The sequence below is a fragment of the Janthinobacterium sp. EB271-G4-3-2 genome (genome assembly GCF_020858035.1).
In the GTDB taxonomy this organism is placed as follows: Bacteria; Pseudomonadota; Gammaproteobacteria; order Burkholderiales; family Burkholderiaceae_D; genus Janthinobacterium; species Janthinobacterium aestuarii.
On the sequence record NZ_JACYMG010000006.1, the window covers coordinates 348145 to 374044 of the forward strand.

At 64.4% G+C, this 25900-nt stretch carries 26 protein-coding genes and 1 riboswitch; of the genes, 10 read left to right on the forward strand and 16 right to left on the reverse strand.

The features are described from left to right. The first annotated feature begins 5 nt into the window (after window positions 1–5). Window positions 6–521 (forward strand): hypothetical protein, encoded by a 516-nt coding sequence (locus tag IGS55_RS15600; protein ID WP_230516387.1) that lies wholly within the window; start codon window positions 6–8, stop codon window positions 519–521. Between the two features lie 30 nt (window positions 522–551). On the opposite strand, the gene IGS55_RS15605 is transcribed toward IGS55_RS15600, so the two are convergent. From IGS55_RS15605 to IGS55_RS15620, 4 genes are all read right to left on the reverse strand, one after another. Next, window positions 552–1010 carry an acyl-CoA thioesterase gene (locus IGS55_RS15605; RefSeq protein ID WP_034750191.1) on the reverse strand — a complete coding sequence of 153 codons (459 nt, stop codon included), beginning with the start codon at window positions 1008–1010 and terminating at the stop codon, window positions 552–554. Window positions 1011–1093: 83 nt separating this feature from the next. Further along, window positions 1094–1462, reverse strand: coding sequence for a hypothetical protein (locus IGS55_RS15610; protein ID WP_034749696.1), 369 nt, complete (start codon window positions 1460–1462; stop codon window positions 1094–1096). A 129-nt stretch (window positions 1463–1591) separates the two neighbouring features. Further along, window positions 1592–1729: a hypothetical protein gene (locus tag IGS55_RS15615; protein ID WP_162995739.1), complete on the reverse strand. Its 138-nt coding sequence runs from the start codon at window positions 1727–1729 to the stop codon at window positions 1592–1594. Between the two features lie 240 nt (window positions 1730–1969). After that, complete coding sequence (locus tag IGS55_RS15620; RefSeq protein ID WP_200873002.1) at window positions 1970–2143, reverse strand: hypothetical protein; 174 nt, start codon at window positions 2141–2143, stop codon at window positions 1970–1972. 137 nt (window positions 2144–2280) lie between these two features. Between IGS55_RS15620 and IGS55_RS15625 the strand changes: the two genes are divergently transcribed. From IGS55_RS15625 to IGS55_RS15635, 3 genes are all read left to right on the forward strand, one after another. After that, complete coding sequence (locus IGS55_RS15625) at window positions 2281–3513, forward strand: glycosyltransferase (protein ID WP_230516388.1); 1233 nt, start codon at window positions 2281–2283, stop codon at window positions 3511–3513. Window positions 3514–3702: 189 nt separating this feature from the next. Further along, window positions 3703–4683, forward strand: a complete 981-nt coding sequence (locus tag IGS55_RS15630) for an EDSAP-1 family PEP-CTERM protein (RefSeq protein ID WP_230516389.1) — start codon at window positions 3703–3705, stop codon at window positions 4681–4683. A gap of 109 nt (window positions 4684–4792) precedes the next feature. Next, the gene (locus IGS55_RS15635) at window positions 4793–5785 is read left to right on the forward strand and encodes an EDSAP-1 family PEP-CTERM protein (RefSeq protein ID WP_230516390.1); all 993 of its coding nucleotides are present in this window, start codon (window positions 4793–4795) and stop codon (window positions 5783–5785) included. A gap of 34 nt (window positions 5786–5819) precedes the next feature. On the opposite strand, the gene IGS55_RS15640 is transcribed toward IGS55_RS15635, so the two are convergent. The 5 genes from IGS55_RS15640 to IGS55_RS15660 form a co-directional block, all read right to left on the reverse strand. After that, the gene (locus IGS55_RS15640; protein WP_230516391.1) at window positions 5820–6920 is read right to left on the reverse strand and encodes a nitroreductase family protein; all 1101 of its coding nucleotides are present in this window, start codon (window positions 6918–6920) and stop codon (window positions 5820–5822) included. Beyond that, entirely contained in the window at window positions 6921–7790 is an 870-nt protein-coding gene (locus tag IGS55_RS15645) for a ThiF family adenylyltransferase (protein WP_230516392.1), read from the reverse strand. A gap of 82 nt (window positions 7791–7872) precedes the next feature. Beyond that, on the reverse strand, window positions 7873–9447 hold the full coding sequence (locus tag IGS55_RS15650) for a methyl-accepting chemotaxis protein (protein WP_230516393.1): 1575 nt from the start codon (window positions 9445–9447) through the stop codon (window positions 7873–7875). A gap of 123 nt (window positions 9448–9570) precedes the next feature. After that, window positions 9571–9768 (reverse strand): hypothetical protein, encoded by a 198-nt coding sequence (locus IGS55_RS15655; protein ID WP_010399555.1) that lies wholly within the window; start codon window positions 9766–9768, stop codon window positions 9571–9573. A 95-nt stretch (window positions 9769–9863) separates the two neighbouring features. Continuing rightward, window positions 9864–12707 carry a M16 family metallopeptidase gene (locus tag IGS55_RS15660; protein WP_230516394.1) on the reverse strand — a complete coding sequence of 948 codons (2844 nt, stop codon included), beginning with the start codon at window positions 12705–12707 and terminating at the stop codon, window positions 9864–9866. Window positions 12708–12892: 185 nt separating this feature from the next. After that, a riboswitch (FMN riboswitch) is annotated at window positions 12893–13162 on the forward strand. Between the two features lie 95 nt (window positions 13163–13257). On the opposite strand from IGS55_RS15660, the gene ribB reads away from it, so the two are divergent. Next, window positions 13258–13905, forward strand: coding sequence for a 3,4-dihydroxy-2-butanone-4-phosphate synthase (gene ribB, locus IGS55_RS15665; protein ID WP_046683947.1), 648 nt, complete (start codon window positions 13258–13260; stop codon window positions 13903–13905). Between the two features lie 4 nt (window positions 13906–13909). Here the strand turns inward: ribB and IGS55_RS15670 are convergent, their stop codons facing one another. Beyond that, on the reverse strand, window positions 13910–15262 hold the full coding sequence (locus tag IGS55_RS15670) for an MFS transporter (RefSeq protein ID WP_230516395.1): 1353 nt from the start codon (window positions 15260–15262) through the stop codon (window positions 13910–13912). 116 nt (window positions 15263–15378) lie between these two features. Here IGS55_RS15670 and IGS55_RS15675 point away from each other — a divergent pair, with 116 nt between their 5' ends. From IGS55_RS15675 to IGS55_RS15695, 5 genes are all read left to right on the forward strand, one after another. Beyond that, the gene (locus IGS55_RS15675; protein ID WP_230516396.1) at window positions 15379–16245 is read left to right on the forward strand and encodes a LysR family transcriptional regulator; all 867 of its coding nucleotides are present in this window, start codon (window positions 15379–15381) and stop codon (window positions 16243–16245) included. 61 nt (window positions 16246–16306) lie between these two features. After that, entirely contained in the window at window positions 16307–17125 is an 819-nt protein-coding gene (locus tag IGS55_RS15680) for an MlaE family ABC transporter permease (RefSeq protein ID WP_128142558.1), read from the forward strand. 52 nt (window positions 17126–17177) lie between these two features. Further along, entirely contained in the window at window positions 17178–18188 is a 1011-nt protein-coding gene (locus tag IGS55_RS15685; RefSeq protein WP_034749726.1) for an MlaD family protein, read from the forward strand. Next, on the forward strand, window positions 18185–18856 hold the full coding sequence (locus IGS55_RS15690) for a hypothetical protein (protein ID WP_230516397.1): 672 nt from the start codon (window positions 18185–18187) through the stop codon (window positions 18854–18856). The genes IGS55_RS15685 and IGS55_RS15690 overlap by 4 nt, the downstream gene beginning before the upstream one ends. 87 nt (window positions 18857–18943) lie before the next feature. Continuing rightward, window positions 18944–20272: an ATP-binding protein gene (locus tag IGS55_RS15695; protein WP_230516398.1), complete on the forward strand. Its 1329-nt coding sequence runs from the start codon at window positions 18944–18946 to the stop codon at window positions 20270–20272. Here IGS55_RS15695 and IGS55_RS15700 read toward each other — a convergent pair. The 6 genes from IGS55_RS15700 to IGS55_RS15725 all read right to left on the reverse strand — a co-directional run bounded on the left by IGS55_RS15700 (window position 20269) and on the right by IGS55_RS15725 (window position 25736). Then, entirely contained in the window at window positions 20269–21594 is a 1326-nt protein-coding gene (locus tag IGS55_RS15700) for an HD domain-containing phosphohydrolase (RefSeq protein ID WP_230516399.1), read from the reverse strand. The two genes, IGS55_RS15695 and IGS55_RS15700, sit on opposite strands and share 4 nt — an antisense overlap. A gap of 20 nt (window positions 21595–21614) precedes the next feature. Further along, window positions 21615–23078 (reverse strand): ATP-binding protein, encoded by a 1464-nt coding sequence (locus IGS55_RS15705; protein ID WP_230516400.1) that lies wholly within the window; start codon window positions 23076–23078, stop codon window positions 21615–21617. 14 nt (window positions 23079–23092) lie between these two features. Further along, window positions 23093–23932, reverse strand: coding sequence for an HDOD domain-containing protein (locus IGS55_RS15710; protein ID WP_230516401.1), 840 nt, complete (start codon window positions 23930–23932; stop codon window positions 23093–23095). After that, on the reverse strand, window positions 23929–24261 hold the full coding sequence (locus IGS55_RS15715) for a hypothetical protein (RefSeq protein ID WP_230516402.1): 333 nt from the start codon (window positions 24259–24261) through the stop codon (window positions 23929–23931). The genes IGS55_RS15710 and IGS55_RS15715 overlap by 4 nt, the downstream gene beginning before the upstream one ends. Beyond that, a complete protein-coding gene (locus IGS55_RS15720) occupies window positions 24258–25124 on the reverse strand; it encodes a response regulator (protein ID WP_230516403.1) in 867 nt (288 codons plus the stop codon). The genes IGS55_RS15715 and IGS55_RS15720 overlap by 4 nt, the downstream gene beginning before the upstream one ends. A gap of 147 nt (window positions 25125–25271) precedes the next feature. After that, a complete protein-coding gene (locus tag IGS55_RS15725) occupies window positions 25272–25736 on the reverse strand; it encodes a hypothetical protein (protein WP_230516404.1) in 465 nt (154 codons plus the stop codon). Between the last annotated feature and the right edge of the window lie 164 nt (window positions 25737–25900).

A 25900-nucleotide genomic window follows, 5' to 3' on the forward strand; every position in this document is an offset into this window, starting at 1 on the left:
CGCTGATGTCAAAATCACTGCGCCAAAATTATCCGCGCCATACAATTGAAGCATCGCCACTGAAAATGAAAACTTTAACAGTATCTCTGTCGCTTATTGTGTTGGCCGCAATCCTCGGCCCGCCAGTCGCCGCGCAAGTCATCCTTCAACCCATGGGGGTTGCCCCCATCATTGCCGGGCAAACCCTGACATGCGGCGGCGCGGTTTCTTATGTGGCCGCCATCCCGGATATTGCAATGGCACGGCCAGGCGTATTATTATTCCGCCCTGATTTTTTCTACCTTCCGCCTTTTATACAATGGTATGTCTATACGCATGAATGTGCGCATCAATATGTAGGCAGCAACGAAAGGGCCGCAGATTGTTGGGCAATACAACTGGGAAGAGATCAGGGATTTTTGCCGCCGCAAGCCATTCATCAAATATGCGCCTTCACATTCCCCAACCCGGGCGACTGGACGCATTTGCCAGGCCCCATACGTTGCGCAGAAATGCAAATGTGCTACGCACGTGGCCAATAAGCGGCTGCGGCCATCGATATCGCTACACAACTATTTCTTCGACACTTTCTGGCGCGACAGCTTGCGCAGCTTGGCCTGCTCGAAGCGCGCGTGCTGTTCCGGTGTCTCGAGCACCAGCGGCGGCACGGCCACCGGCTTGCGGTTGGCGTCGACGGCCACCATCGTGAAGTAGCAGCTGTTGGCATGGCGCACCAGGCGCTGCTGGATGTTTTCCGTTACCACGCGAATACCCACTTCCATCGACGTCGTACCCGTGTAATTGATCGAGGCGAGGAACGTCACCAGCTCGCCCACGTGAATAGGCTGCAGGAACATCACCTGGTCCACCGACAAGGTCACCACATAGCTGCCCGAATAGCGGCTGGCGCAGGCGTAGGCGACGCTGTCGAGGTATTTCAGGATGGTGCCGCCGTGCACGTTGCCGGAAAAGTTGGCCATATCGGGCGTCATCAGGACCGTCATCGTCAGTTCGTGGGCCGACCAGTTCATCGCGCTGTCCAAAGTGTTCTCCAAGGGGGAAATTAAAAGTGAGGGAAGATGTGAAAACCGGCCCCAGGGGCCGGTTGTGAGCCTTACAGGCCCAGGGTGTCGATGTCGGCCAGCGATTCGCGGCCCTTGTCGGAAATGTCGTGGCCTTCGCCTTCGGCGCGCGCCACGATGTGGGCTTTCTTGCCCAGAAAATACGCCACGTCCGTATCGAGCTTGGTCAGCGGATCGGTGGCGACAGCGCGCAAACCCATGATGCAGCGGCGCAGGAACAGCAGTTGTTGTGCTTTCTCGGTGATGGACAGACGGCCGTCGCGTGCATAGCTGAGCAGCTTCAGACCCGACAGGCGCTTGGCATTGCGGGCAACGCAAGCACTGGGGCGCTCGGTCTTGATGCCGCGTGCAACTTGCTCCAGCGCGTCATATTCATCGGTTGTTAATTTCTCGTTCTTCATTACTTTTCCATAAAAGGCCAGGTGTTCGGCCCCCATGGTACGCGCCCCGCTGCGCATCGGCAACAGGCAACGTGAATCTACTGCCGACCGCCATGCGGCCAGGCGGCGGAAACACGGGCGCAACGACCGTTATTTGTAGCTGCGCAGCAGCAGCCATGCCAGGCCGCAACCAGCCACGGCGCCCGCCAGGGCCAGCGCCACGAGGTGTTTGCTGGTGATCACGGGCCGCCGGCCCAGATAGATTTTGTTATGCAAGGAATTGCCCACGATGGTCTCCTGTACAAGAATTTTTATGATGTCTCATTATAAGAACAGAATCGTGACGGCCGCATGACACTCAGCAGTTGGAGCTTGATTTGTATCCACAAGGCAACATTTTTGCGCATTTTTGTTGTTTAAATGGCGTGCCTCTGGCGAGGCCCGCGCCTTCCATTTCCGCTTGGAAATAAACATCGCGCGCGCCTGCCCACCGCTACCCATGGCGCGGCGCCACGGTCCGAGAACCGCTCAATGCATTTTCACGGGCGGTGGCGGCGGCGTTGGTTCCTCGACCGGCACGGGGTCGATGTGCGGCGGCGGTTCCGGCGGCGGCTTGAGGGGATCGCCTTCCGGCGGTGGCGGCATATCGGGTTCGGGCGTGCTGTGCGCACGCAGCGGGGCAAGATGAAATTGTGGCTGCATGGTGGCCTCCTTTACCCCACTGTAGCCGATGCAGCCAAATCCTGGCGCCCGCCATTGGCCGGCGGCGGGGAACTAAACGGCGTGGCGCCACTCCAACTTTGCAGGCATCCTCTCCAGCACGAGTGCAAGCGATCTCCATGGCGCGCAAGAAAATCCTCTTTATGGCCGAGGCAGTGACCCTGGCCCATGTTGGCCGCCCCCTGAGTCTGGCCCAAGGCCTGGACGAGGCAAAATACGAGGTGCATTTTGCCTGCGCCGATGGGTATGACTTTTGTTTCAAGCAAGCCCCCTTCCGCCGCTGGCGTATCGACAGTATTTCATCGCTGCAATTTCTGCAGGCGCTGGCGCACGGCAAGCCCGTGTATACGGAAAGCACCTTGCACGCGTATGTCGAAGACGACTTGCGCCTGCTCAATGCCGTCCAGCCCGACCTTGTAATCGGCGACTTCCGCCTGTCGCTGTCGGTCAGCGCGCGCCTGCAGCGCATCCCCTACATTACCGTCAGCAACGCCTACTGGAGTCCCTGGGTGCGCCAGCACTACACGGTGCCCAACCTGCCCCTGACGGGCGTGCTACCCATCTGGCTGGCCGATCCCCTGTTCCGCCTGATCCGCCCGCTGGCCTTCGCTTCGCACGCCGTGCCCCTGAACCGCGTGCGCCGCCGCCATGGCTTGCCATCGCTGGGCAGCGACCTGCGACGCATCTATACGGATGCCGACCGCACCTTGTACGCGGATATTCCGCAACTGTTCCCGCCGCACGGCATGCCGTCCACGCACGACTACCTGGGCCCCGTCATCTGGGCGCCGCCGCTCGACTTGCCGGACTGGTGGCAGCGCCCGGAACTGAGCAGCGGACGGCCCATCATCTATGTCACCCTGGGCAGTTCCGGCCAAGGGCAATTGCTGCCGCGCGTGCTGCGCGCGCTGGCGCCCCTGCCCGTCACCGTACTGGCGGCCACGGCCGGCACGATCCGCGTCGATGCCGTGCCGCCGAATGCCTATGTCGCGCCCTTTCTGCCGGGCGACGCTGCCGCCCGGCGCGCCAGCCTGGTGATCTGCAACGGCGGCAGCCCCACCAGCCAGCAAGCGCTGACGGCAGGCGTGCCCGTCATCGGCATCGCCGGCAACCTCGACCAATTTCTCAACATGCACGGCATCGTGGGCACCGGCGCCGGCCTGCTGCTGCGCGCCGACCGCTTCCAGGAAACCGCTTTGCGCCATGCCGCCACGCGCATGCTCGACGATGGCCGGGCCAGGCTGGCGGCGCGCCAGCTGGCCACGGCCATGCGCGACTATGTGCCAAGGCAACGCTTGCTGCCCCATATCCACGCCCTGCTGGGCTCGTTGCCGCAGGATGGCCAGCCTTGAAAAGCTGGCGTCGGTTTTTCTTACAGCGCATCCGGCAAAGCTTGCACCGCGTCAATAAAAGCACGCCAAGTCGTTGATTTCAAAAGAACCTCATGCGTTGGCATGGAAGTCGCTAGGTACTGGCCATGAGCACCTGCCGACAGGTCTCAGGCAAGACTTCCAGACTCACTCAACCATGAGGTGAATGACATGAAACTTTCTAAACTGAAACTGCTCCCGGCCGCAGCGGCATTGGCCATGCTGTGCGCGGCCGGTAGCGCACAAGCGGGCGCCTACGGCTATTCGTACAACAACATCTTCGGCCTGGTGATCGCCGTGCCGACGGGCCAGATCACGGTGGCCAACAGCACCACCATCTCGCGCAGCACGGCCACCCTGAATGGCGTGAGCGTCATCAATGGCGGCGCCGGCTCGCTCGACGCGCCGCGCGCCAACGTCGGCCCCGTCATCAAGGGCGAAAACGACTTCACGCAACAAGGTCCCATCGGCACCTTTTCGCGCGGCGATGCGCAGATCGTCAGCACGCAGTTCCCGTCGTTCCCGCCCGGCTCCACCTCCACCCAGGCCGTCAACGTGGCCGAAGCCCACCTTGACGGACCTGCCGGCACGGCCGATGCGTCCGGGCGCAACGGCTCGACGACGGGCTTCTCGGTCGATTTCATCGTCGGCTCGCCCACGGCAACCTTGAGCTTCGACTTCCTGGCATCGCCCTTCATGCAGGTCTTCCTGCAAAGCACGGTCGGGCAGCTGTCCACGGCCACGGCCAACCTGGTCGTCACCTTCACCATCACGGACGCGGCCGGCGCGACGGTATTCAACTGGACGCCAGACGGCGTGATCGGCTCGGGCATCTTCGGCGGCACGGAAAACGCCGACGGCGCCAACCTGAACACCAGCCTGGCGACCAATTTCCTCACGCGCGGCAACCTGTTCACCTACGACCCTTCCGGCTGCGGCACGCCCACGGGCACCGGCGTGGGTACGGCGTGCGGCAGCAACTTCAGCTCCGTCAGCAATGCTTTAACGGCCGGCAACTACACCTTGACCTTGAATGCGGTGGAAAGCGTGGACCTGGTGAAACAGGCGGTGCCGGAACCTGGCACTCTGGCACTGCTGGGCCTGGGCCTGGCTGGCCTGGGCTACGCCCGCCGCCGCAAAGTTACCGTCTGAACCAGGCAACAGGGGGGATTCACAGGCGAGGGAGTCTCCTCGCCTTTTTTTATGCGGCAAGCCTGTCGGTTTTCCTTACAACGCGGCCGACCGGCAGATGAGGATTTTCATGACTATATTTTCTTGTACCCGCTTGCCAACGGCCCTGCTGGCCTTGCTGTTACTGGCCGGCAGCGGCACTGCCAGCGCCGCCGCCTATGGCTATTCCTACACCAGCGTCTTTGGCCTGGTCATCAGCAACCCCACCGGTTCCACCACCTTGATCAGCAATATCGACGTGTCGCGCACCACCGCCACGCTCAATGGCAGCAGCGTCATCCACGGCGGCAGCAACGAGATCGACGCGCCGCAAGCGACACGCGGCGCCGTCACCAAGGGACAAAACGATTTTACGCAGCAAGGCATGGGCAACGCCGCGTATGCGCGCGGCGAGGCGCAAATCATCACTTCGCAAATTCCCCCGTTCCCGCCGGGCTCGACCAGCACGCATACCGTGAATGCGGCAGAAACCTTCCTCACGGGCGGCGGCAGCGCCGACGCCTCGGGACGCAACGGTTCCAGCACGGCCCTGGCCATCAATTTCGTCGTCGGCCAACCGGGCGCAACCCTGGCCTTCAGCTTCCAGGCCCTGCCCTTCATGCAGCTGTACCTCGATGCGCTGGCCGGCACGGGCTCGGCGGCCACGACGAATATGGCGATGACGTTCAGCATCATCGATGACAATGGCCAGATCGTCTTCAACTGGGCGCCCGACGGCAACCTGGGCTCCGGCATCCTGGGCGGCACCGAACTGGCCGACGCCGCCAACCTCAATACGGGCTACGCGCAAACGCCGCTGACCAGCGGCAGCGTGTTCACCTACGACCCCAGCGGCTGCGGCGCGCCCACGGGCACGGGCACCGGCAAGACGTGCGGCGGGCAATACGGCGCCGTCACGGACAATCTGGTGGCGGGCAACTACACCCTCGTGTTGAACATGCTGAACAGTTCCGAACTGGCCTACGTGCCAGGCGTCACGCCAGTCGCGCTGCCCGGCACCTTGCCGCTGCTGGCGGCGGGCCTGGCGGCGCTGGCTTGCCTGGCGCCACGGCGCCGGCGCTGATGCCGACGCCGTGGCGCGCACGGCGTCACGCGCGCTACTGCCCCGTTGTGGGCGCCACCAGCAAGTCTTGCAGCGGACGGCGCAAGGAGCGCGCACTGGCCGCCGGCCCCGCGCCGATGCGCCCGAGGAACACGGCCCGCTCGACCGCCGCCGCCCCCAGCGCGGCCTGGCATTGCACGGCCAGTTCCTGCGCCATTTCCTGCATGCCATCGGTGCGCGAAAAGGTGCGCCGCTCGCGCACATAGCGGGCAAAGATCAGCGGCGTCAGTTCCGGCTGCAATTGCAGTCCCAGTTGCGTGGCCGTGAGCCAGAAGCGCTGCATGGCGCGGCCGGCCGCCACGTAATCGTCGATATGGCGCGGCGGCGCATCGGCCAGCAGCACGAAATGCGCGGCACAATACAGGCCCGGCAGCAAGTCCATCTGCAGCCGCGGGGCAATGGTGCCGCCCAGCCAGGTATTGAAAAAATCCACGCGGCGCCAGCTGTGCATGACCCAGCGCATCAGGCGCGCCGTCATCGCGTCGACGCCGAGCGCCTGCTCCGGGATGCGGTCGCTGCTGAAGCGCGCCCCCCATTCGATCACGTCGCGGTGCACCTTGTGCGCTTCGGGCATGGTCAGGCGCAGCTTCGCATTGTCGAACATCAGCCGCGCGCAGGCCAGGCGCGCGCGCCCGCCTTCGAACCACTGCACGCCGTAGCCGGGCGGCAAGCTGGCCGCCAGCGCCGCCTTTTCGCTGGCGCGCAGGCTGCGCGTGCTGAGCCGCCGCCGCTGCACGCTGCGCTGCGGCAGGAACGCCGCCAGCGGATCGGCTTGCATGCCAGGGCTGTCGATCAGGTGCACATCGAAGGTGGGCAGGGTATCGGGCATGGACAAACGCCGGCGCGCTTCCATGCGCAAGCCATGGCTGCTGGCCGCCAGCGCCATGCTTTCGAGCAAGGCGCCCAGCGATAGCTGGCTGGGATGGCCGTCGAGGTCGTACACGCAGTGGCTGCGCGTATCGAAGCCATGCACGACCACGTGCCGCGGGTCCACGACTTCAAAGCGCCACGGCTGCGTGTTGTCGCCGCTGGGCGCCCAGCGCGCCTGGTCGAGGATGCTTTCCAGCACGGGATCGTTCAACAGTGCTTGCGCCATTTATGCCCCCTGCGCGGCGCGTCGCCGCTTGATGATGGCCATCGTCAGGCGCTGCAGCGGATGACGGTTGCCGCCGGGACGCCAGGTATGCACGAGCTTGTTGCGATAGGCGTCGAAATGCACGCCGTGTGGCGCCGCCATCACCTTGCCGCGTTTCAACAAAATTTTCAAGGCTTCCGTGGCGGCCGCGCCCGCGCACAGCTGGCAGCCCATGATGGTCGACGGCCCGCGCCGCTCCTTCAGGTTGATGGCGGACGGGTCGACCAGGTAAGGACCGTGCAAGCCGGCCGGCGCCAGCCCGACGAGAAAGCGCAATGCCTTCTCTTCTTCGGGCAAGTCGCCCCAGCCAAAATACTCTTCGAACGTCATGCCGCCCGGCATGAAGCTGAGCACGGCCGTGCCCATGCCCAGCGGCGCGGCCGTGATGGCGGGAATGCCCAGGCGGGCGCAGGTGGCGAAAGTGGCCTGGCGCGCGGGAAAGGCGAAGAAATCCAGGCCGTCCACGTACAGGTCGACACCGGCAAAGAACTCGGCCAGGTTGCTGTCGTGTATGCCGTCGGGGAACTGCTTGATGTCGAGTTCGGGATTGATGTCGCGCGCCATCTGCGCCAGCACGGCCACCTTGGGCTGGCCCAGGGTGGACACCATGGCGCCGGCCTGGCGATTGAAGTTGGCGATATCGAAGGTGTCGAAATCGGCGATATGGAAAGCGCCGATACCCAGCCGCGCCAGGGTCAGCAAGTGCACGCCGCCGACGCCGCCCATGCCGGCGATGGCCACGCGCTTGCCGCGCAAGCTGTCTTGCTCCGCCTGCGTGACCCAGCCCAGGTTGCGGGCAAATGCCGCGTGATAGGAAAAACCATCTGTCATGCTTACCTCTACTATGCGTCCGCTAAGGACCAAGAAGAGTTCGACAGATGGTCAGGCGATAAGTTCCCGTTATGACGAAAACTTAGCGGGCCAGCCGGCGCTGGGCCGCCTGCGCCGGGCGTGGCGCCCCTGCCACTGCGCCCACCTTGAACACGCTGACGATCTGCGCCAAGCCCGCCGCCTGCTCGTTCATCGCCTGCGCCGCCGCCGATGCCTGCTCGACGAGGGCCGAGTTTTGCTGCGTCATGTTGTCCATCTCGACGATGGCCTGGTTGATCTGCTCGATGCCGGCGCTTTGTTCGGCGCTGGCGGAGGAAATCTCGGCCACGATATCGGTCACGTGCCGCACGCTGGAGACGACTTTTTCCATCGTCTCGCCGGCCAGCGCCACCAGTTTTTCACCGGCGCCAACCTGCTCGGCGGAACTGTCGATCAATTGCTTGATCTCCTTGGCGGCCGCGGCCGAACGCTGCGCCAGGTTGCGCACCTCGCTGGCCACGACGGCGAAGCCACGGCCCTGCTCGCCCGCGCGTGCCGCTTCCACGGCCGCGTTCAGGGCCAGGATATTCGTCTGGAAGGCGATGCCGTCGATGACGGCGATGATGTCGCCGATCTTTTTCGACGAGGCATTGATGGCGCCCATGGTGTCGACCACTTGGCTCACCACGCCGCCCGCCTGGCTCGCCACTTGCGAGGCGGAAATGGCCAGCTGGTTGGCCTGGCGCGCATTGTCCGCATTCTGGCGCACGGTCGAGGTCATTTCTTCCATGGTCGACGCCGTTTCTTCCAGCGATCCCGCCTGCTGCTCCGTGCGCGCCGACAGGTCGTGGTTGCCCGAGGCGATCTCGCCCGACGCCGTGGAAATCGATTCCGCATCGGTGCGCACCTGGCTCACCAGATGGGCCAGGTTGTCGCGCATGGCCTTGATCGCCATCAGCAAACTCGACGTGTCGCCGGGGCGCGTATCGATATGCGTGGTCAGGTCGCCCTGGGCGATTTGCGCCACGATGGCCGCTGCATAGTCGGGTTCGCCGCCGAGCTGGGCCAGGATGCGGCGCAGCATCAGGGCGGCCAAGGCGCCCACCACCAGCATCAGCGCGCCGCCGATGGCCAGCAGCACACCCGCCTGAGCCCAGAACTTGTGGTTGATGTCATCGATATACGTGCCCGTGCCGATCAGCCAGTCCCACGGCGCAAATTTCACCACGGCATACATCTTTGCCACCGGGTCCTTCACGCCTGGGCGCGTGCCGTCCGCCTGCACCAGGCCGATGCGGCTGGCGGCCAAGGCCACGCGGTAGCGGTCGCCCGACTGCTTCATGTTCTTTTGCGGCACGCCGATGCGCGACGCGTTTGGATGCACGTACAGCAAGTCCGTGCTGAAATCGCGCACGAAATAATACATATCGTCCTTGGCGAAGCTGCCGATGGCCAGCTTGGCCTGCTGCTGGGCCTGCTCACGCGTGAGCTTGCCCGACTGTTCCAGCGCATATGCCTTTTCCACGGACGCGTTGGCCAGTTCCACCAGCACCGTCAATTGCTCGACCCTTTCCGCCATCATGGTCTGGCGCAAGGAATACAGGGAAAATGAAGCGATGAGGACGATGCCCAGCAAGGTGCTGAAACACAGGAGGAGAATGCGCGAACGGAGTGTCATGGGTGCCTGGAAATAAATAGAAGAATTAATTGCCCAATGGAAATCTTTTCAGAAAAGCAAAACGGGCGGCGCTACCGGGCTGTGCCCGGCAGGCACCGCCCGCTGTAAGTCGTGTTGAGAAGGTCAGGCCAAGGCTTCCTTGGCCGCCTCTTCCGGCGTCAAGCCGTCGTAGAACTGGTCGGTAAACCACTCGACCTGTTCTTCGATGTGGTCCTGCGCCTGCGCCACGGTGGCGCCGCCAGCCACGAGGAAGCCTTCGACCTCGATACACCAGTTGATCAACTCCAGGGTTTCCGGATCGAGCTCTTCTTTCTTAGCCATCGTATTTCCTTGCTTGTTAAATTGCGATATCACATCAATAAGCGGCAGTTTAACAGCTTCGCCATGCTGCCGCCCATGCAGATCAAACACGACGGTTACTTGACGGCAACATTTTTGCGTTCCGGATACATTACCACCTGCACATAATTGTGCATGTCCAGATAGCGCTGCGCCGCCAGCTTGACGGCTTGCGGCGTGATGGCGCGCACGCGCTGTTCGTAGCGCAGGATGTGCGCGGGGTCGCGTCCCTGCGTCACGGAACCCATCAGCTGACTCATCCAGTAGCGGTTTTCGCGCAGCGACTTTTGCTGGCGCGTGATCCAGTTCAGCTTGACCTTTTCCAGGTCGGCCGCCGATGGCCCGTCCGTCTTCATCTTGTTGATTTCGGCAAACGCGGCGGCGATCACCTTGTCCACGTTTTCGGGTCCCGTCGGCAAGTTCAAGGCCACCGAATAATGGCCATACGGGTGCTGGCCCATCGAGGTTTCGAAGCCGCCGCCATAGATCATGCTCATCTTTTCCCGCAGCACTTCGATGACTTTCAGGTTCAGCACTTCGCCCAGCGCCTGCAAGGTCAGCTTTTGCTCGTCCGAATACGCCACCTCGCCATTGAAGGTGATGGAAATCGTGCTCTTGGGCTCGCTGCCCATGTAAATCTCCTTCTTGACGACCCCGGTCACCGGGCGCATGCCCACGTCGCGGTAGGCATGCGGCACGTCGCCCACGGGCAAGGTGCCCAGGTAGCTGGCGATCAGCGGCTTGATCTTGTCGAGCTCGAAGCTGCCCGCGAAGATGAAGGTCATGCCGCGTGCGCTGGAAAAGCGCTGGCGGAAGATGTCCAGCGAACGGTCCAGGCCCACCTTGTCGAAGTCGGCCGCGCGCGGCACGCCATCGACGCGCGGGTTGTCGCCAAACATGGCGTGCTGGATGGCGTCGTAAAACACGGCTTCCGGCTGCGCCATGCTGTTTTTCGCCAGGTCCTGCTGCTTGCCGATGAAGGACTGGTACAGGCCAGCATCCTTGCGCACGTCATTGAAATACAAATACACCAGTTGCAGCATGGCTTCCACGTCGGCGCTGCTGGCCGAGCCGCCAAAACCTTCGCTCAGCTCGCCCAGCGACGCGCCCACGTTGACCGTCTTGCCGGCCAACACTTTTTGCAAGTCCAGCGGCGCCAGGTCCTTCAAGCCCATGCTGCCGACCACGGCGCTGGCGTAGCGGGCGTTGTAGATGTCGGCGTCGCCAAACAGCGACTGGCCGCCGAAGCGCGTCGAGCCCATCAGCACCTGGTCATTCTTGAAGTCCGTCGGTTTCAACAGCACGCGCACGCCATTGCCCAGGGTCAGTTCCGTCACGCCAATGGCGCTGTTCAACTTTTCCGAGACGATGCCGCCGCCGGCCGGCGGGCCATCCATCAGCTTGCTGGCCAGGACTTTTTCCGTGCGCGGCTCCACCTTTTGCTGCTCGGCCTTCGCCACGGCGTCGAGCAATTGCCGCTGCGTCGGCACAGTCGAGGCCGCACCGCCCGCCTTCGGCTCGGCGCCCATGAAGACCACCAGTTTCTTTTGCTGGTCGGGAATCACCTTGGCCACCGTTTCGTTGATTTCCTGCAAGGTTACCTGCGGCAAGAGTTCCTGCGCGTACAGCAATTCATTGGCGATGCCGGGGACGGCCTCCTGCTCCAGGAAGTTGCGCGAATACTCGGCCACGAAACCGGCCGAATCGGACTTGTCGCGTTCGCTGTAGGCGCGCTCGTAATTGCGCAGCATGTCCTTGCGCGCGCGGTCCAGCTCATCCTGGCTGAAGCCGAAGCGGCGCGCCCGCTCATCTTCCTGCACCAGCGCATCGACAGCCGGCTGCACGCCGCCCTTGCCCAGCAAGGCATACGCGCTGAACGATTCATAGCCGCGCACCAGCTTGCCCATGCTGCTGCCGCCCTGGATGAACGGGGGATTGGCTTGCTGCGTCAATTCCTGCATGCGCGCGCTGAGCATTTGGCCATACAGGTTCTCGATCATCTGGCGGCGGTAGTCGGCGATGGTGACGGGCTCCTGCGCTGCGCGGATCGGGTAGCGGATGAAGACACTGTCGTCCGGCGCTTCCTTGTCCGTGATCACCAGCGCTTCCGTCTGCGAGCGCTGCGGCACTTCCGCATACAGGCGCGGACGCGGTTTCGCGGGATTTTTCAGCTTGCCGAAATGCTGCCGGATCAGCTTTTCAGCCTGGCTCGGCTCCACATCACCGACCACCATCACGGCCATCAGGTCGGGACGGTACCAATCCTTGTAGAAACGCTTGATGGCTTCCGGCTTGAAGGTTTTCAGCACGGATTCCTTGCCGATCGGCATGCGTTCCGCATAGCGCGAACCGTTCAGCAGCTTCGGATACAGAACCTTGTTCATGCGGTCGCTGGCGCCCTTGCCCAGGCGCGCCTCTTCCAGCACGATGCCGCGCTCGCTATTGATGTCGGCCGGGTTGAATTTCAAACCATGCGCCCAGTCTTCCAGCACGAGAAAACCCTTTTCCAGGTTTTCCTTCCTGTTCGTCGGAATCGGCAGCACGTACACGGTTTCATCGAAACTCGTGTAGGCGTTCAAGTCGGCGCCGAACTTCACGCCGATCGATTGCAGATATGAAATCAGTTCATTGCGCTTGAAATGCGTGGAACCGTTGAAAGCCATGTGTTCCGTGAAATGGGCCAGGCCTTGCTGGTCGTCGTCTTCCAGGATGGAACCGGCTTTCACCACCAGGCGCAATTCCACTTTCTGCGCGGGACGGGCATTTTTCTTGATGTAATAGGTCAAGCCATTCGGCAGTTTTCCGACGGTAACTTCTGGTGCCAGCGGCAGGGGATCGCTCAAACGGATTTCCGCCTGGGCCATGCAGGCGCACGCCAGCAAGACGGCGCCCGAGATCAGGCGTAATTTACTCAGCTTCATGTATTCTCAACGGTAAGATTCAGTAAGCGTACCTTACACTGAAATCCTGTTTCCGCCATTAAAAACAGCTTAGGAAAAACTGCTTTCCCCAGGCAACTTTGCCGAATAACAAACTCAGCAGTGCCCTGCCCCTTTTTTTCAATTGTGCTAAAGTATTGCCGCCGGTCATGTGGACCGGCACAACAATACGTCTTCGGGGCGGGGTGCGATTCCCCACCGGCGGTAAGACCGGCAACGGTCAAGCCCGCGAGCGCTTTCCGACAAGGATTGGCATTAGTAACCGTCGCGAGCAAGCTCAATATCGGCTTGAGTAGCGCAACTGTACGAAGGTACAGTGAGCAACGCAAAGTCGAGAGTGGGCTGCGCAGCAGGTTAATAAGCCAATCCGAGGAAAGGTCAGCAGATCTGGTGTAACTCCAGAGCCGACGGTATAGTCCGGATGAAAGAAGATGTGCAGTAAACGCGATGTCCGCTCGACCTGTCGATGCGGCCGGCTGCGTCTATTCGCTTGCCCTGCAGCGTTTTTCGCCTATGCGAGGAGCGTTTCACCATGTTAGTCAACAGCTATACCCTGCTTTCCAACGACCTCGAAGGTCGTATCCAATCCGCCCTGGCCGCCATGCGCGCCGGCATTCCCGTCATCCTGCTCGACGATTTCGACCGTGAAAACGAAGCCGACCTGATCCTGTCTGCCGAAAAACTCACGCACGAAACCATGGCCCTCCTGATCCGCGAATGCAGCGGCATCGTCTGCCTGTGCCTGCCGACGGACGTCGTCAGCGCGCTGGAATTGCCGCCCATGTCGTCCGACAACGGCAGCCGCTACGGCACGCCGTTTACCGTCTCCATCGAGGCGCGCGACGGCGTCACGACGGGCGTGTCGGCCGCCGACCGCGTGACCACCATCCGCGCCGCCATCGCGCCGAACGCCAAGCCCGCCGACCTGGTGCGCCCCGGCCACGTGTTCCCCCTGCGCGCCGCGCCCGGTGGCGTGCTCGAGCGCCGCGGCCACACGGAAGGCTCCGTCGACCTGTCGCGCATGGCCGGCCTGAACCCGGCCGCCGTGCTGTGCGAGCTGATGAACCCGGACGGCACCATGATGCGCGGCGACGATATCGAACGTTTCGCCGAACTGCACGGCATGCCGATACTGACCATCGAAGAACTGGTGGAGTGGCGCAGCACGCGCGAGCAATAAACTGTCAGACGGCGACGGCCTTCGGCAAATGTACGTGTTTGTACACGAGGCCCGCCGCCAGCCCATACGCGACGGCAATCGTCGCGTAGGCCAGCGGCAAGCGCAGCGACCAGTCCTGCACCATGTGCAGGATGCTGCCGATCAGGGCCACGCCCACCAGCGCGCCGATTTGCCGGTTCGCATTCAGGGCCGCTGCCGCGCTGTTCGCATGCTGCTTGCCGGCCACCCGCATCACGGTGGCCGTCATGGCGGGAATGGCGATGCCGATGGCCACGTTCATGACGGCCGTGCCCAGCGCCAGCAGCGCAAACGGCGTACCCGGACGCAAGCCCATCAGCAACAGCGCCATGACGGCGCCCACCAGCAAGCCGGCCAGCATGGGCAAGCGCGTGCCATGGCGGGCCGCAATACTTCCCGCCATGAAATTGCCTACCGTATAGGCCGCCATCATGGGCAGCAGGCGCAAGCCCGACTGCAAGGCGTCGGCGCCGCCCGACTGCTGCAAATACAGGCTCAATAAGAACAGCTGGCCGAAGACGCAGAAATTGATCAAAAACCCCGCGCCATTGGCCGCGCCAAAGCTGCTGCTGTGGAACAGTGCGCGCGGCAACAGCGGATGGCTGCCGCTGCGCTCGCGCCGCAGCAATTGCCCGGCCGACAGCGCCGTCAATGCCACCGCCGCCAGCACGCCGGGCGACAGCCAGCCCAGCACGGGCCCTTCGATCAGCACGAAACTGAGGCCCGCCAGCGCCGCCACGCCCAGCGCATGGCTGAACAGCGACAGATCGCGCGGCTGACGCGCCGGCGCGGCCAGCAGCAATTGCGCCATGACGATGGCCAGCACGCCCAGCGGCACGTTGACCCAGAACACGCTGCGCCAGCCGAACTGGTGCACGAGGATGCCGCCGATCAATGGACCGGACGCACCGGCCACGCCCACCAGCGCCGACCAGGCGCCCAGCATGCGCGTGCGCTCGCGCTCGTCATCAAAGCTGTGCGTGAGCAGGCTGAGCGAACTGGGCATGAACAGGGCCGCGCCCGCGCCTTGCAGCAACCGCGCGGCCGTCAAAAAATGCCCGTCGGGCGCGGCGCCGCACAGGATCGAGCCGAGCAGGAAGATGCCGAGGCCGCCCTGGTACACGGCTTTCGGCCCGTAGCGATCGGCCAGCGCACCGCCGGCCAGCAGCAGCGCGGCAAACGTCAGGGTGTAGCCGTCGACCACCCAGACCAGGCCCGTCAGCGGTATGGCCAGGTCCAGCGCGATATCGGACAGGGCCACGTTGACGGCCGTGACGTCGATCATCGCCATGACGAAGCCGAAGGCCAGGGTCAGCAGGAGCGGTATGCGGGCATTCATGATATTTCCTTGCAGGGACAGCGGGGCAGCCATTATGCGAGCGTTGCATGATGCAGTAAACAGGCATAAAATCAGCACCTTGATGCAAAAATGCATCACCAATCACAAGGAAACGGATGGACTGGGATAACGCGCGCATCTTTCTCGCCATCGGCCGGGCCGGCACCCTGCGCGGCGCGGCCGCCCTGCTGCGCATCGACCAGGCCACGTGCGGGCGCCGCCTGGCCGCGCTGGAAAGTTCGCTGGGCGCCACCCTGTTCCTGCGCACGCCGTCGGGCTACGTGCCCACGCCGGCCGGCGAGCTGGCGCTCACGGCCGCCGAAGCCATGGAGCGGGCGGCCGACAAGCTGCAGCGCGAGATGCAGGGCGTCGACAACCGTTTATGCGGCCTGGTGCGCGTGGCCACCACGGACACCATGGCCAGCCATTTCGTCATCCGCGCCATGCAGCAGCTGCACGCGGCCCACCCGGACATCCGCATCGTGCTCAACGTGGCGCCGGCGCTGGCCAGCCTGACGCGGCGCGAAGCGGACCTGGCCGTGCGCGGCGTGCGCCCCACCGACCCGGATCTGATCTCGCGCCACCTCGTCAAGCGCAGCCTGGGCCTGTATGCGTCGAAAAGCTACCTGGCCGAACGGGGCGAGCCCGTGCGCGGCACGGCGCTGGCCGGCCACGACATCGTCATCTACCACCAGTCCGTGACGCCGCGCCATGGCGAGAAAATCGCCGGCGAATCCGTCGCCAACGCCCGGGTCGCCATGGAAGTGAACTCGGCGGCGATGCTGCAGGAAGCCACGCGGGCGGGCCTGGGCGTGGCCGAGCTAGCCACCCACCTGGGCGACATCGACCCGCAGCTCGTGCGCATCTGGCCCGAGCGGGCGGAAGCGTACGACGTGTGGCTGGTCATGCATGCCGACCTGAACCGTTCTGCCCGCGTGCGGGCGGCGGCCGACGCCATCATCGCCAGCGTGGCCGGTCAATAACGGGGCTGCCGTGCACGGCTGCACAATCGCTTGTATCGAACGCATCCAATGTTAAGATGCCATGATGACCCTATCCGTCTCCCTCATCATCAGCCTGCGCCGCCTGCACCGGGCCACCATGGCCTGGCTGGTCAGCTGGTGGCGCATGCTGCATTTCGCCATTCTCGTGTTTTCGCTGGCCCTGTCGCCATCGAGCTATAACCGCGACAACCGCCCCATCCTCGCGCACCGGCTCGTGACGAACACGGCGCCCAATCTCGTGTGGTTCAGCGTGGCCTGCGCGCTCGTCAGCCTGGTGCTGATACGCATCGTCGTCGTCAGCGCGCAAAGCTACGGCCTGTCGCGCTATGCGCTGGAAATGGTGGTGCGCGTGCTGGTGCTGGAACTGATCCCCCTGACGGCCGCCCTGTTCGTCGCGCTGCGCCTGACCCTGCCCGACGGCATTGCGTTTGCGCAAATGCGCTCGTCCGGCATGCTTGAGAAAATGCAGCGCCAGGGCGTCGACCTGCTGCGCCGCGAATACTTTCCGCGCGTCATGTCCGGCATCTTCGCCGTGTGGATGCTGGCCATCGTCAGCTGCGTCACCTCGCTGATCCTCGCCTACATCACCATCTACGGTTTTACGCCGTGGGCGCTGCAGGGCTACACGCGCGTCGTGGGGCAAATATTCAATCCGGCCGTGGCCCTGATCCTGATGCTCAAGGTGATCTTCTTCAGCTTTGCCGTGGCCCTGATCCCGCTGGCCTCGTCGTACTATCCGGAAGAACCGCACGGCCGGCGCAACCGCCTGTGGGCCGCGCACGGCCTGTCCGAAATGCTGCGCCTGTTTTCCGTCATCCTGCTGGTCGAAGTGGCTTCGCTGATGGGCAATTACTACTGATGCCCGCCACCGCCCAGCTAACCTTGAACCACCCATACCAGAGCCAGAAGCCATGAGCCAACCTCAAAATCCCGACCAGACCGACGTCACGGCGCCCGACGCTGTGCTGCCCGCCCCGCCGCCCGTGCGCCACGCCGAACTGAAGGCGGCCATCCTGCTCGTCTTCATGTTCGTGCTGGTGGTCGGCTCCGTCGTCTACCTGATGTATGCGCGCGGCGCCTTCGAGGCCACGCAAACCCTGGTGCTGACGGCCGACGATTCCGACGGCGTCGGGGTCGGCGCCGACCTGACCTTTTCCGGCTTTCCCATCGGCCGCGTGCAGCGCATCGAGCTGGCGCCGGACGGCCGCGCGCGCGTCATCATCGACGTGCCGCGCAAAGACGCGCACTGGCTGCGCACCAGCTCCATCTTCACCCTGGAACGGGGCATTGTGGGCGGCGCCAAGCTGCGCGCCTACAGCGGCATCCTGACGGACCCGCCGCTGCCCGACGACGCCACGCGCGACTTGCTGGTGGGCGACATGGCGGCGGAAATCCCCCGCCTGCTGGCCGCCGCCAAGGACTTGCTGAACAACCTGGGCAACCTGACGGGTACCGATTCCGCACTCGACGGCACCATGCGCAACGTGCAGGCCGTCACCGGCAAGCTCAGCGGTCCGGGCGGCGCCATGGGCTTGCTGACGGGCGACGACAAGCAGTCGCGCCTGCTGATCGAACGGGCCAACGCCCTGCTGATCACGGCGGACCAGCTGGCGCGCCGCACGGATGGCCTGGTGGCCAATGCCGACACGCGCGTCTTTGGCGACAAGGGCGTGATGACGGATGCGCAGGCGACCATCGTGCAGCTGAACGCCCTGCTGGCCGACACGCGCAACAGCCTGAAAAAAGTCGATGCCGTGCTGGTCGAAGCGCAAGCCGTGGGCGCCAACGCCAAAGCGGCCACCGCCGACCTGGGCCCGCTGCGCGCCGACGTGGAAAGCAATCTGCGCAAGGTCGAGCAGCTGGTCAATGAAATCAACCGCAAATGGCCGTTCAAGCGCAATCCGGAGATCAAACTGCCATGAGAAAACTCAACGCCACCTTGTCCGCACTGACCCTGAGCGCGCTCGCCGCCTGCTCCAGCGGCCCGCCCGTGCCGGACTGGAAAATGAATGCGCAAAGTTCCGTCGAGCGGTTTCAAGCGGCTTATTTGAGCGGCAACGCCCTGGTCGAGCAGACGGAATTCCGGCGCGCCCGCAGCCAGGTGGCGGGCACGGGCAAGCTCGAACTCGTGGCGCGCATCGAGCTGCTGCGCTGCGCCGCGCGCGTGGCCAGCCTGGCCTTCGAGGACTGCGCCGGCTTTGAAGCCCTGCAAGCCGACGCGACGGACGCCGACCGCGCCTATGCGGCCTGGCTGGCCGGCAAGGCGCAGGCGGCCGACGTCGCCCTGCTGCCGGAAGCGCAGCGGGCGGCCGCCAGCGCCAGCTCGGATACGGCAGCCGCCAGCGCCGTGACCGCCATCAAGGATCCGCTGTCGCGGCTGGTGGCCGCCGGCGTGCTGCTGCGCTCGGGCCGCGCCACGCCGGAACTGCTCGATACGGCCGTCGCCACCGCCTCGGACCAGGGCTGGCGCCGTCCGCTGCTGGCCTGGCTGGGCGTGCAGCGCCTGCGCGCCGAACAGGCGGGCGATGCGCAAGCGGCGCAGCGCATCGCGCGGCGCATGGCGATCGTCGAGCAGCCGCTGGCCCCTTGAGCGCGCCGATGACGGCCCAAGGCAGGCAGAATCAGGCATAATCGAACCAGGATGACATCAATGCCGTGCAGGCCGCGAGGTGTGACAATGCAGTTCGAGGATTTCGACCTTTCCACTCCCGATACCGGCCGGCATGCCGGGACGGCGCCCGATGCCGACGCCCCGGCCGCCACAGCCGTGCGCCTGCAATACCTGCTCGACAATACGCCCTCCATCATCTATTGCACCGTGCCCAGCGGCGACTTCAAGATGACGTTTGTCAGCAACAATGCCCTCAATGTACTGGGCTACCAGCCCGAGGAGATGGTGGCCGATCCCAACTTCTGGTTCGACCACATCCACCCCGACGATGCCCCCGGCATTTTTTCCAGCCTGGCGCAGATCTTCGTCGAAGGCGCGCGCGCCTATGAATACCGCTTCCGCGTGCGCGACGGCAGCTACCTGTGGATGCACGACAGCCTGCGCCTCGTGCGCGACGAGCATGGCGTGCCGTTCGAGGTGATCGGTTCGCTGACCGATATCACCGAACGCAAGCGCATGGAAGCGATGCTGCAGGCGCGCGGCGAAGAGCAGCAACTACTGATCAGCAAGTTACAGGAAGCGCACGACCAGCTGCTGCAATCGGAAAAAATGGCGTCCATCGGCCAGCTGGCGGCCGGCATCGCGCATGAAATCAATAACCCGATCGGCTTCGTCAACTCCAACATGAGTTCGCTGCAAGGCTATGTGGGCACCCTGTTCGACGTCATCGGCCAGTATGAGGCGGCGATGCGCGAGACGCTCGACGGCCCGGCCCTGGCCGCGCGCGTGGCCCAGGTGCGCGACCAGGCCGACCTCGCCTTCCTGCAGGACGACATGGTGGACCTGGTGCGCGAATCGATGGATGGCCTCAAACGCGTGCGCGACATCGTGCAGTCGCTGAAGGATTTTTCCCATGTGGGCGAGACGGACTGGCAAGTGGCCAGCCTGCACGCTGGCCTGGACAGCACCCTCAACATCGTCGCCAACGAATTGAAATACAAGGCGCGCATCGAGAAGCACTATGGCGAGCTGCCGCAGATACTCTGCCTGGCCTCGCAGCTGAACCAAGTCTTCATGAACCTGCTCGTCAACGCGGGCCAGGCCATCAGCAGCGATGGCGTGATCAGCATCCGCACCGGCCATGCCGGCGACTGGGTGTGGGTGGAGATCGGCGACACGGGCGCCGGCATCGCGCCCGAACACCTGAACCGCATCTTCGAACCGTTCTTCACCACCAAGGCCGTGGGCAGCGGCACGGGCCTGGGCCTGTCGCTGTCGTACGGCATCGTCAACAAGCACGGCGGACGCATCGAGGTGGCGTCGGAAGTGGGCCGTGGCACGCGCTTTACCGTGCACCTGCCCGTATCGCCGCCGGCGGCCCCGGCAGCGCCCTAGCCTTCCTTGACGGGCGCGTACACGCGGATACTCAGGCGCCCGCCATTCTTGCCTTCGAAATCGAGCAGCTGGGAAATCACGCGGGCCGTCAGCACGTGTTCGGCCGCCAGCAGCATCAGGCCGTCGCGGCTGATCAGGTCGCGCGACAGCACCATGCCCGGCTCCAGCTGCCCCGACAGCACGGTCAGGTCGCGCGCCGGCGGCTCCGTCTCGTCCATGATGCCGCGGAAAGCGGCCACCACGGCCGGGTCGTAGCGCTTGCCCACGCTGTCGTAGATCAGGGTGCGCGCTTCCTCGGCGCGCAGGCTGCGCTGCACCATGGCGCCGATCTGCAAGCCGTCGTAATCCGACGCCAGCGCCAGGATGCGCGCGCCCATCGGAATGGCCAGGCCCACGAGGCCATCGGGAAAACCGCCGCCGTCGAAGCGCTCGAGCTGCGAGCGCAGGATCACGGAGACGGCGCGCAGCTCGTCGAGCGCCATCAGCAGCTGTTCGGCGCGCAGCGGATGCTTGCGGAACGCGGCCAGCTGCTCGCCCGTCCAGGCGCTGGCCGGCAGTTCCAGCACGTCGTCGCTCAAACTGAGCTTGCCGATATCCTTGAGCAGGGCCGCGATGAACACGTCGCGCGCGTCCTGCCCTTCCAGGCCCAGCGTCTGCGCCAGCTTGCGCGCCAGTTCGGCCACCCGCCGCGCATGGCCGGCCAGCTTGCCGCCGCGCATTTCGATCAGGTTGGAAAACACCTTGATCGTCGTCACGAACGTGGCCTTCAGGCGCTCGTTGGCCGCCTGCACCTCGTCGTGCGACTGTTTCAGCTGCTGCGTGCGCGTGGCCACCTTCGCTTCCAGGCTGGCGTTGAGCGCCTGCAGTTCCACATTCTGGCTGGCCGTCAGCGCTTCGAGGCGCAGTTTTTCCTGTTCCAGCGCGCGCCGTTCCAGCGCGTGGCGCACCACCAGCACGATATCGTTCTCGTCCCAGGGCTTGGTCACGTAGCGGTAGATCTCGCCCTGGTTGATGGCGTCGAGGATGGACTGGATGTCGGCATAGCCGGTCAGCAGCAAGCGTATGGTGCCGGGCCAGCGCTGGCGCACCTGGGCCAGGAATTGCGCGCCATCCATGTGCGGCATGCGCATGTCGGAAATGACCAGGTCCACCGTCTCGCTCTCGAGCAGGGCCAGGCCGGCCGCGCCGCCATCGGCCGTCAGCACGCGGTAGCCGTGCGGACGGAACAGCCGCCGCAGCGACGACAGGATATTCGGTTCGTCGTCGACGCACAGGATGGTGGGCGGCGCGGCCGCGGTGCTGGCGCTGGTACTGATGCTCATACTCATGCTGTCCTGTTCGGTCATGGTGCGACGGCCTGCGCCTGGCGCACGGGCAAAGTGATGCGGAAGGTGGTGCCGCGGCCGATGATGCTGCGCACGTCGATGCGGCCGTGATGCTTTTGCACCGTCGTGTAGGCCAGCGACAGGCCCAGCCCCGTGCCCTTGCCGACGGCCTTGGTGGTGAAGAACGGGTCGAAGATGCGCGACAGGTGTTCGGGCGCGATGCCGCCGCCCGTGTCCTCGACCTCGATCCACACTTCCGTCGCGTTGTCGCTGCCCGTGCGCAGAGTGATGCGCCCGCGCTCCTCGTTCATGGCATGGGCCGCGTTGACGACCAGGTTCATGATCACCTGGTTCAGCTCGGAAGGCTGGCATTCGATATCGGGAATGTCGCCATACTCGCGCACCACGTCGGCCTTGTACTTGACCTCGTTATTCACGATATTGAGCGTGGTATCGATGCCCTGGCGCAGGTCGGCCCAGACCCACTCCTGATGCGCATCCGTGCGCGAAAAATCCTTCAGGTCCTGCACGATGCGGCGCACGCGCGAAATGCCCTCCTTCGACTCGCCCATCAGCATGGGAATGTCGGTGCGCAGGAAATCGAGGTCGATCTGTTCGCGCAGCGCCCGCAGGCGCGCCGCCACCACAGGGTCGGCGACGGCCGGCTCGGCTTCCTCATAGGCGTCGAGCATGCTGAACAGGTCGTCCAGATAGCCTTCCAGGGTGCCCACATTGGAAAACACATAGCCGATGGGATTGTTGATCTCGTGCGCCACGCCGGCGGCCAGCTGGCCGATCGAGGCCAGCTTTTCCGACTGCAGCAGCTTTTGCTGGGCCAGCGACAGCTTGGTGTTCAATTCCGTCAGGGCCAGGTTACGCTCGCGCAATTCCAGGTCGGCGATCTGGCGCTGGCGGATATCGTCAGCCAGGCGCTCGTTCATTTCGGCCAGCTGGGCCGTGCGCTCGGCCACCAAGTGTTCCAGGTTATCGTGCGCCTTGCGCAGCGCCAGTTCCGCCAGGCGCCGCTCGCTCACGTCGCGCAGGGTTTCGATGGCGCCCACCAGCCGGCCCTGGCGGTCGCGCAGCGGCGCCGCCGTGAAATGCAGCCAGTGGCCGTCGGGGCCGATATCGGGAAAGAAATCCTCGGCCTCAAAGGCGCCAGGGATCACGGAAGAGCGCTTCAGCTTGCCAAGGTAGCGGTCATTTTCACCGAGCGCGATGTCGTCGGCCACCAGCAGGTCGGCCAGGCAAGCGCGCGGCTGCCGATAAAACGCCTTCCAGTGGTCGCGCGTGCCGACCATCTCGGCGGCCGTAAAGCCCAGCAGCTGTTCGCAGGCGCTGTTCCAGTGCGTCACCACGTGCTCGGTGTCAATGGCGAAAGTGGCCACGGGATGGCCATCGAAAAACGCCGATAGCGCGATGGTGTCGCCCTGCCGGCGTTCCGGCGTGGCGGGCAGCGCCTGCCCTGCGTCTGTTTCCATGGCCTCTTTCTTGTTCATGCCAGCATGATCCGCGACATTTCATCGAAGGTGTGTTCCGTTTGCCCCAGCAGTGCCAGCCAGGCCCGCTCGTCCAGCGCGACGCTGCGCCAGCCCGCGGGCGACAGGGGCGGCACCAGCGCATCGTCGACACCGGCCAAGTCGAGCGCCAGGGCGACGGCATTGGCCAGATGCACGGCCAGCGGCAAGCCGCCCGCTTCCAGCCGGTCGATGCTGTGATGGTCGGCCACCGCCTGCTGTATCGCCTCGGGAAACTTCCAGTAGGCGGCCAGGGCGCTGCCCACCTGCGCGTGATCGATGCCGATGACGGCCAGTTCCGCATCGGCCATCTGGCAATCATGCGCCTGGCGGTAGCTGCGCACGAGCGCATGCTCGGCCGGGAAGCGCGTCACCAGCACCAGGGTGCCCAGGTCGTGCAGCAAGCCGGCCGTGAACGCCGTTTCGGGATTGACGCGCAAGTGCGGCGCCAGCAGGCGCGCGGCGACGGCCGTGGCCAGCGAGTGGCGCCAGAATGCCTGGAAATCGAAGCCGCCGCTGACGGGCGCGAAGCTGCCCGTCAAGGCGCAGGCCGTGACGACGGTGCGGATGCTGTGAAAGCCCAGGACGGAAACGGCTTGCGGGATGCTGGTGACCTTCGATTGCATGCCGTAGAACGAGGAATTGGCGATGCGCAGGGTCTTCGCCGCCAGGCCCTGGTCCAGCTCGATCTTTTGCGCCAGCACGTGCACGTCCGTGTCGTCCTGGTCCATGCTCGACAGCAGCTCCAGCACCACCACGGGCAGCGAAGGCAGCTCCTGTATCTGGCGGATGATGTGTTCAAAACTGAGCCGTGTCATGCCGCGCCCCCTTGCCGGTAGCGCTGCAGCAGCGCCAGCAGTTCGGCCCCGGCGGAATCGGCCGGCGTGGCGCGGAACAGCACGGCCAGCCGTTCCAGGCGGCGCAAGCGTTCCTGCTCGGCATGCGCCTGCGCGGCGGGGTCAAGCACCTCGTCCATGACGACGCGGCAGCTCTCCACATTGCGCCGGCGCAAGGCCGTCAGGTTCGCCGCCGTCAAGGTGGCCCCCTGTGCCAGCAGCACGGCGCCGCTGGCGTCATTCAAGGCCTGCGCCAGCACCATGCCTTCCTGCGCCTGCTCCATGGAAATCTCGCGTCCGCTTTCACTCATGTATCTGCTCCATGACGACTCAGGGTGACGAGGCTGCCGCGCGAGCGCGAATGCAGGCCCATCGGATGGACGGCCACGGCATACGGCTGGCCATCGATGGCGGCCAGGCGGGGCGCGCCCTGCCCGTCGAACAGCTGCGGCAAGACGATCGCCGCCTCGTTGCCCAACAGGGCCGCGCCCCGTTCGAACAGGTTGGCCGCCGCCGCGTTGATGAAGGCGATCATGCCATCCTCATCGAGCCCGATCACGGGCAGCGGCAAAAATTGCAGCAATTCGCGCGCGATGCCCAGGCTGACTTCGTCGCGGCTGATCTGATGCTGCTGCTGGCGCACCAGCGCCTGCATGGCGGCATTGGCCGCCGCCAGCGCCTGGTTGGCGTCGCGCAGCTGCGCATTGAGGCGCGCATTGTCGTCGTCGATGCCCTTCAGGCGAAAGGCTTCGGCGATATGTTCGCGCAGCTGATGGTCTTCCCAGGGCTTGGTGAGGAACTTGAAGATGGCGCCCTCGTTGACGGCGTCCGTGACGGCTTGCAATTCCGTATAGCCCGACAGCATGATGCGGATGGTTTGCGGACACAGCAGCTTGGCCTTGCGCAGGAAGTCGGCGCCCAGCATGCCGGGCATGCGCTGGTCCGACACGATCACGTCGACCGTATGGCCGGCCAGCACGTCCAGCCCTTCCTGGCCGCTGTTGGCCGTCAGGATATGGTAGCCATCGCGCCGCAGCAGCCGCTTGAGGGAAGCGAGGATATTCGGTTCGTCATCGACCAGCAGCAAGGTGCGCGGCTGGGCCACGGCCTGCTGCCCGGCATCCGCCGCCAGCGCCGCAGTACCCGGCATGCCATGCTCGTCGTGCACATCCATCGGACCATCCTCTCATCGCCATGGCGAAATCGGAGCTTGCCTGGAGGGGGAATCTGCCGCACGTGACAATCTTGCGAGTCTTGCGCGGCAGCCAGCTTGCGTTGAAATTATACGACTAAATATTCCCGTATGACATTAATCCGGAACTTATCCGCGCCGCGCCGGACAAGGCGTGTCGCGGTAAAACACAAAACCGCCCAGGCCGATGGCCTTGGTATCGGCTTTCACGCCATACACCAGCGTGCTCCTGTCCGCCTCAATGCGCAACAGGTTCATATGTTGGACGATTTGCGCGTGCGACAGTTCCAGCGATGGCGTCGGCGCCAGTTGCAAACGCAGTTCGGACGCGGCGCCATCGTACGCCCAGCGGCCCGGGTTGAAAAAGGCGAAACCGCCATCGAAACGCAGGCTGCCATCCTTGAACTGGGTCAGGCAAATGCCGGGGAATTCGCTGGGCGGGTTGTACCAAGTGGCGGCCACGGCGGCATCGGCAGGCGTCTTGCCCGGCATCTGCATGCCGGCCGTGCCATTGTTTCCGCCCAAGCCGGCGCAACCGGCCAGCGCCAGCGCGCAAGCCAGAGCGCCCGCGCGCGTGATGAATATCATGTGCATTGCCGTCCCCTTGCTTTATAGAAACATCATCTTAAAGCGGGACGGCTGGCCGTTCAAGCGGCTAGCGCACATAAGGCCATTTAATTGGGCTCTGTCTCCGCTAAGTAGGGGAAGTCCAGGAATCTTCCCGTGTCCCTGCTGTCTGACTGTGTATACCAGACAAA

Bases quoted from the DNA above. Each gene is read 5' to 3' on its own strand.
- IGS55_RS15600 (WP_230516387.1), top strand. From the start codon at position 6: ATGTCAAAATCACTGCGCCAAAATTATCCGCGCCATACAATTGAAGCA.
- IGS55_RS15605 (WP_034750191.1), bottom strand. From the start codon at position 1,010: ATGAACTGGTCGGCCCACGAACTGACGATGACGGTCCTGATGACGCCC.
- IGS55_RS15610 (WP_034749696.1), bottom strand. From the start codon at position 1,462: ATGAAGAACGAGAAATTAACAACCGATGAATATGACGCGCTGGAGCAA.
- IGS55_RS15620 (WP_200873002.1), bottom strand. From the start codon at position 2,143: ATGCAGCCACAATTTCATCTTGCCCCGCTGCGTGCGCACAGCACGCCC.
- IGS55_RS15625 (WP_230516388.1), top strand. From the start codon at position 2,281: ATGGCGCGCAAGAAAATCCTCTTTATGGCCGAGGCAGTGACCCTGGCC.
- IGS55_RS15630 (WP_230516389.1), top strand. From the start codon at position 3,703: ATGAAACTTTCTAAACTGAAACTGCTCCCGGCCGCAGCGGCATTGGCC.
- IGS55_RS15635 (WP_230516390.1), top strand. From the start codon at position 4,793: ATGACTATATTTTCTTGTACCCGCTTGCCAACGGCCCTGCTGGCCTTG.
- IGS55_RS15640 (WP_230516391.1), bottom strand. From the start codon at position 6,920: ATGGCGCAAGCACTGTTGAACGATCCCGTGCTGGAAAGCATCCTCGAC.
- IGS55_RS15645 (WP_230516392.1), bottom strand. From the start codon at position 7,790: ATGACAGATGGTTTTTCCTATCACGCGGCATTTGCCCGCAACCTGGGC.
- IGS55_RS15650 (WP_230516393.1), bottom strand. From the start codon at position 9,447: ATGACACTCCGTTCGCGCATTCTCCTCCTGTGTTTCAGCACCTTGCTG.
- IGS55_RS15655 (WP_010399555.1), bottom strand. From the start codon at position 9,768: ATGGCTAAGAAAGAAGAGCTCGATCCGGAAACCCTGGAGTTGATCAAC.
- IGS55_RS15660 (WP_230516394.1), bottom strand. From the start codon at position 12,707: ATGAAGCTGAGTAAATTACGCCTGATCTCGGGCGCCGTCTTGCTGGCG.
- ribB (WP_046683947.1), top strand. From the start codon at position 13,258: ATGTTAGTCAACAGCTATACCCTGCTTTCCAACGACCTCGAAGGTCGT.
- IGS55_RS15670 (WP_230516395.1), bottom strand. From the start codon at position 15,262: ATGAATGCCCGCATACCGCTCCTGCTGACCCTGGCCTTCGGCTTCGTC.
- IGS55_RS15675 (WP_230516396.1), top strand. From the start codon at position 15,379: ATGGACTGGGATAACGCGCGCATCTTTCTCGCCATCGGCCGGGCCGGC.
- IGS55_RS15680 (WP_128142558.1), top strand. From the start codon at position 16,307: ATGATGACCCTATCCGTCTCCCTCATCATCAGCCTGCGCCGCCTGCAC.
- IGS55_RS15685 (WP_034749726.1), top strand. From the start codon at position 17,178: ATGAGCCAACCTCAAAATCCCGACCAGACCGACGTCACGGCGCCCGAC.
- IGS55_RS15690 (WP_230516397.1), top strand. From the start codon at position 18,185: ATGAGAAAACTCAACGCCACCTTGTCCGCACTGACCCTGAGCGCGCTC.
- IGS55_RS15695 (WP_230516398.1), top strand. From the start codon at position 18,944: ATGCAGTTCGAGGATTTCGACCTTTCCACTCCCGATACCGGCCGGCAT.
- IGS55_RS15700 (WP_230516399.1), bottom strand. From the start codon at position 21,594: ATGAGCATCAGTACCAGCGCCAGCACCGCGGCCGCGCCGCCCACCATC.
- IGS55_RS15705 (WP_230516400.1), bottom strand. From the start codon at position 23,078: ATGGAAACAGACGCAGGGCAGGCGCTGCCCGCCACGCCGGAACGCCGG.
- IGS55_RS15710 (WP_230516401.1), bottom strand. From the start codon at position 23,932: ATGACACGGCTCAGTTTTGAACACATCATCCGCCAGATACAGGAGCTG.
- IGS55_RS15715 (WP_230516402.1), bottom strand. From the start codon at position 24,261: ATGAGTGAAAGCGGACGCGAGATTTCCATGGAGCAGGCGCAGGAAGGC.
- IGS55_RS15720 (WP_230516403.1), bottom strand. From the start codon at position 25,124: ATGGATGTGCACGACGAGCATGGCATGCCGGGTACTGCGGCGCTGGCG.
- IGS55_RS15725 (WP_230516404.1), bottom strand. From the start codon at position 25,736: ATGCACATGATATTCATCACGCGCGCGGGCGCTCTGGCTTGCGCGCTG.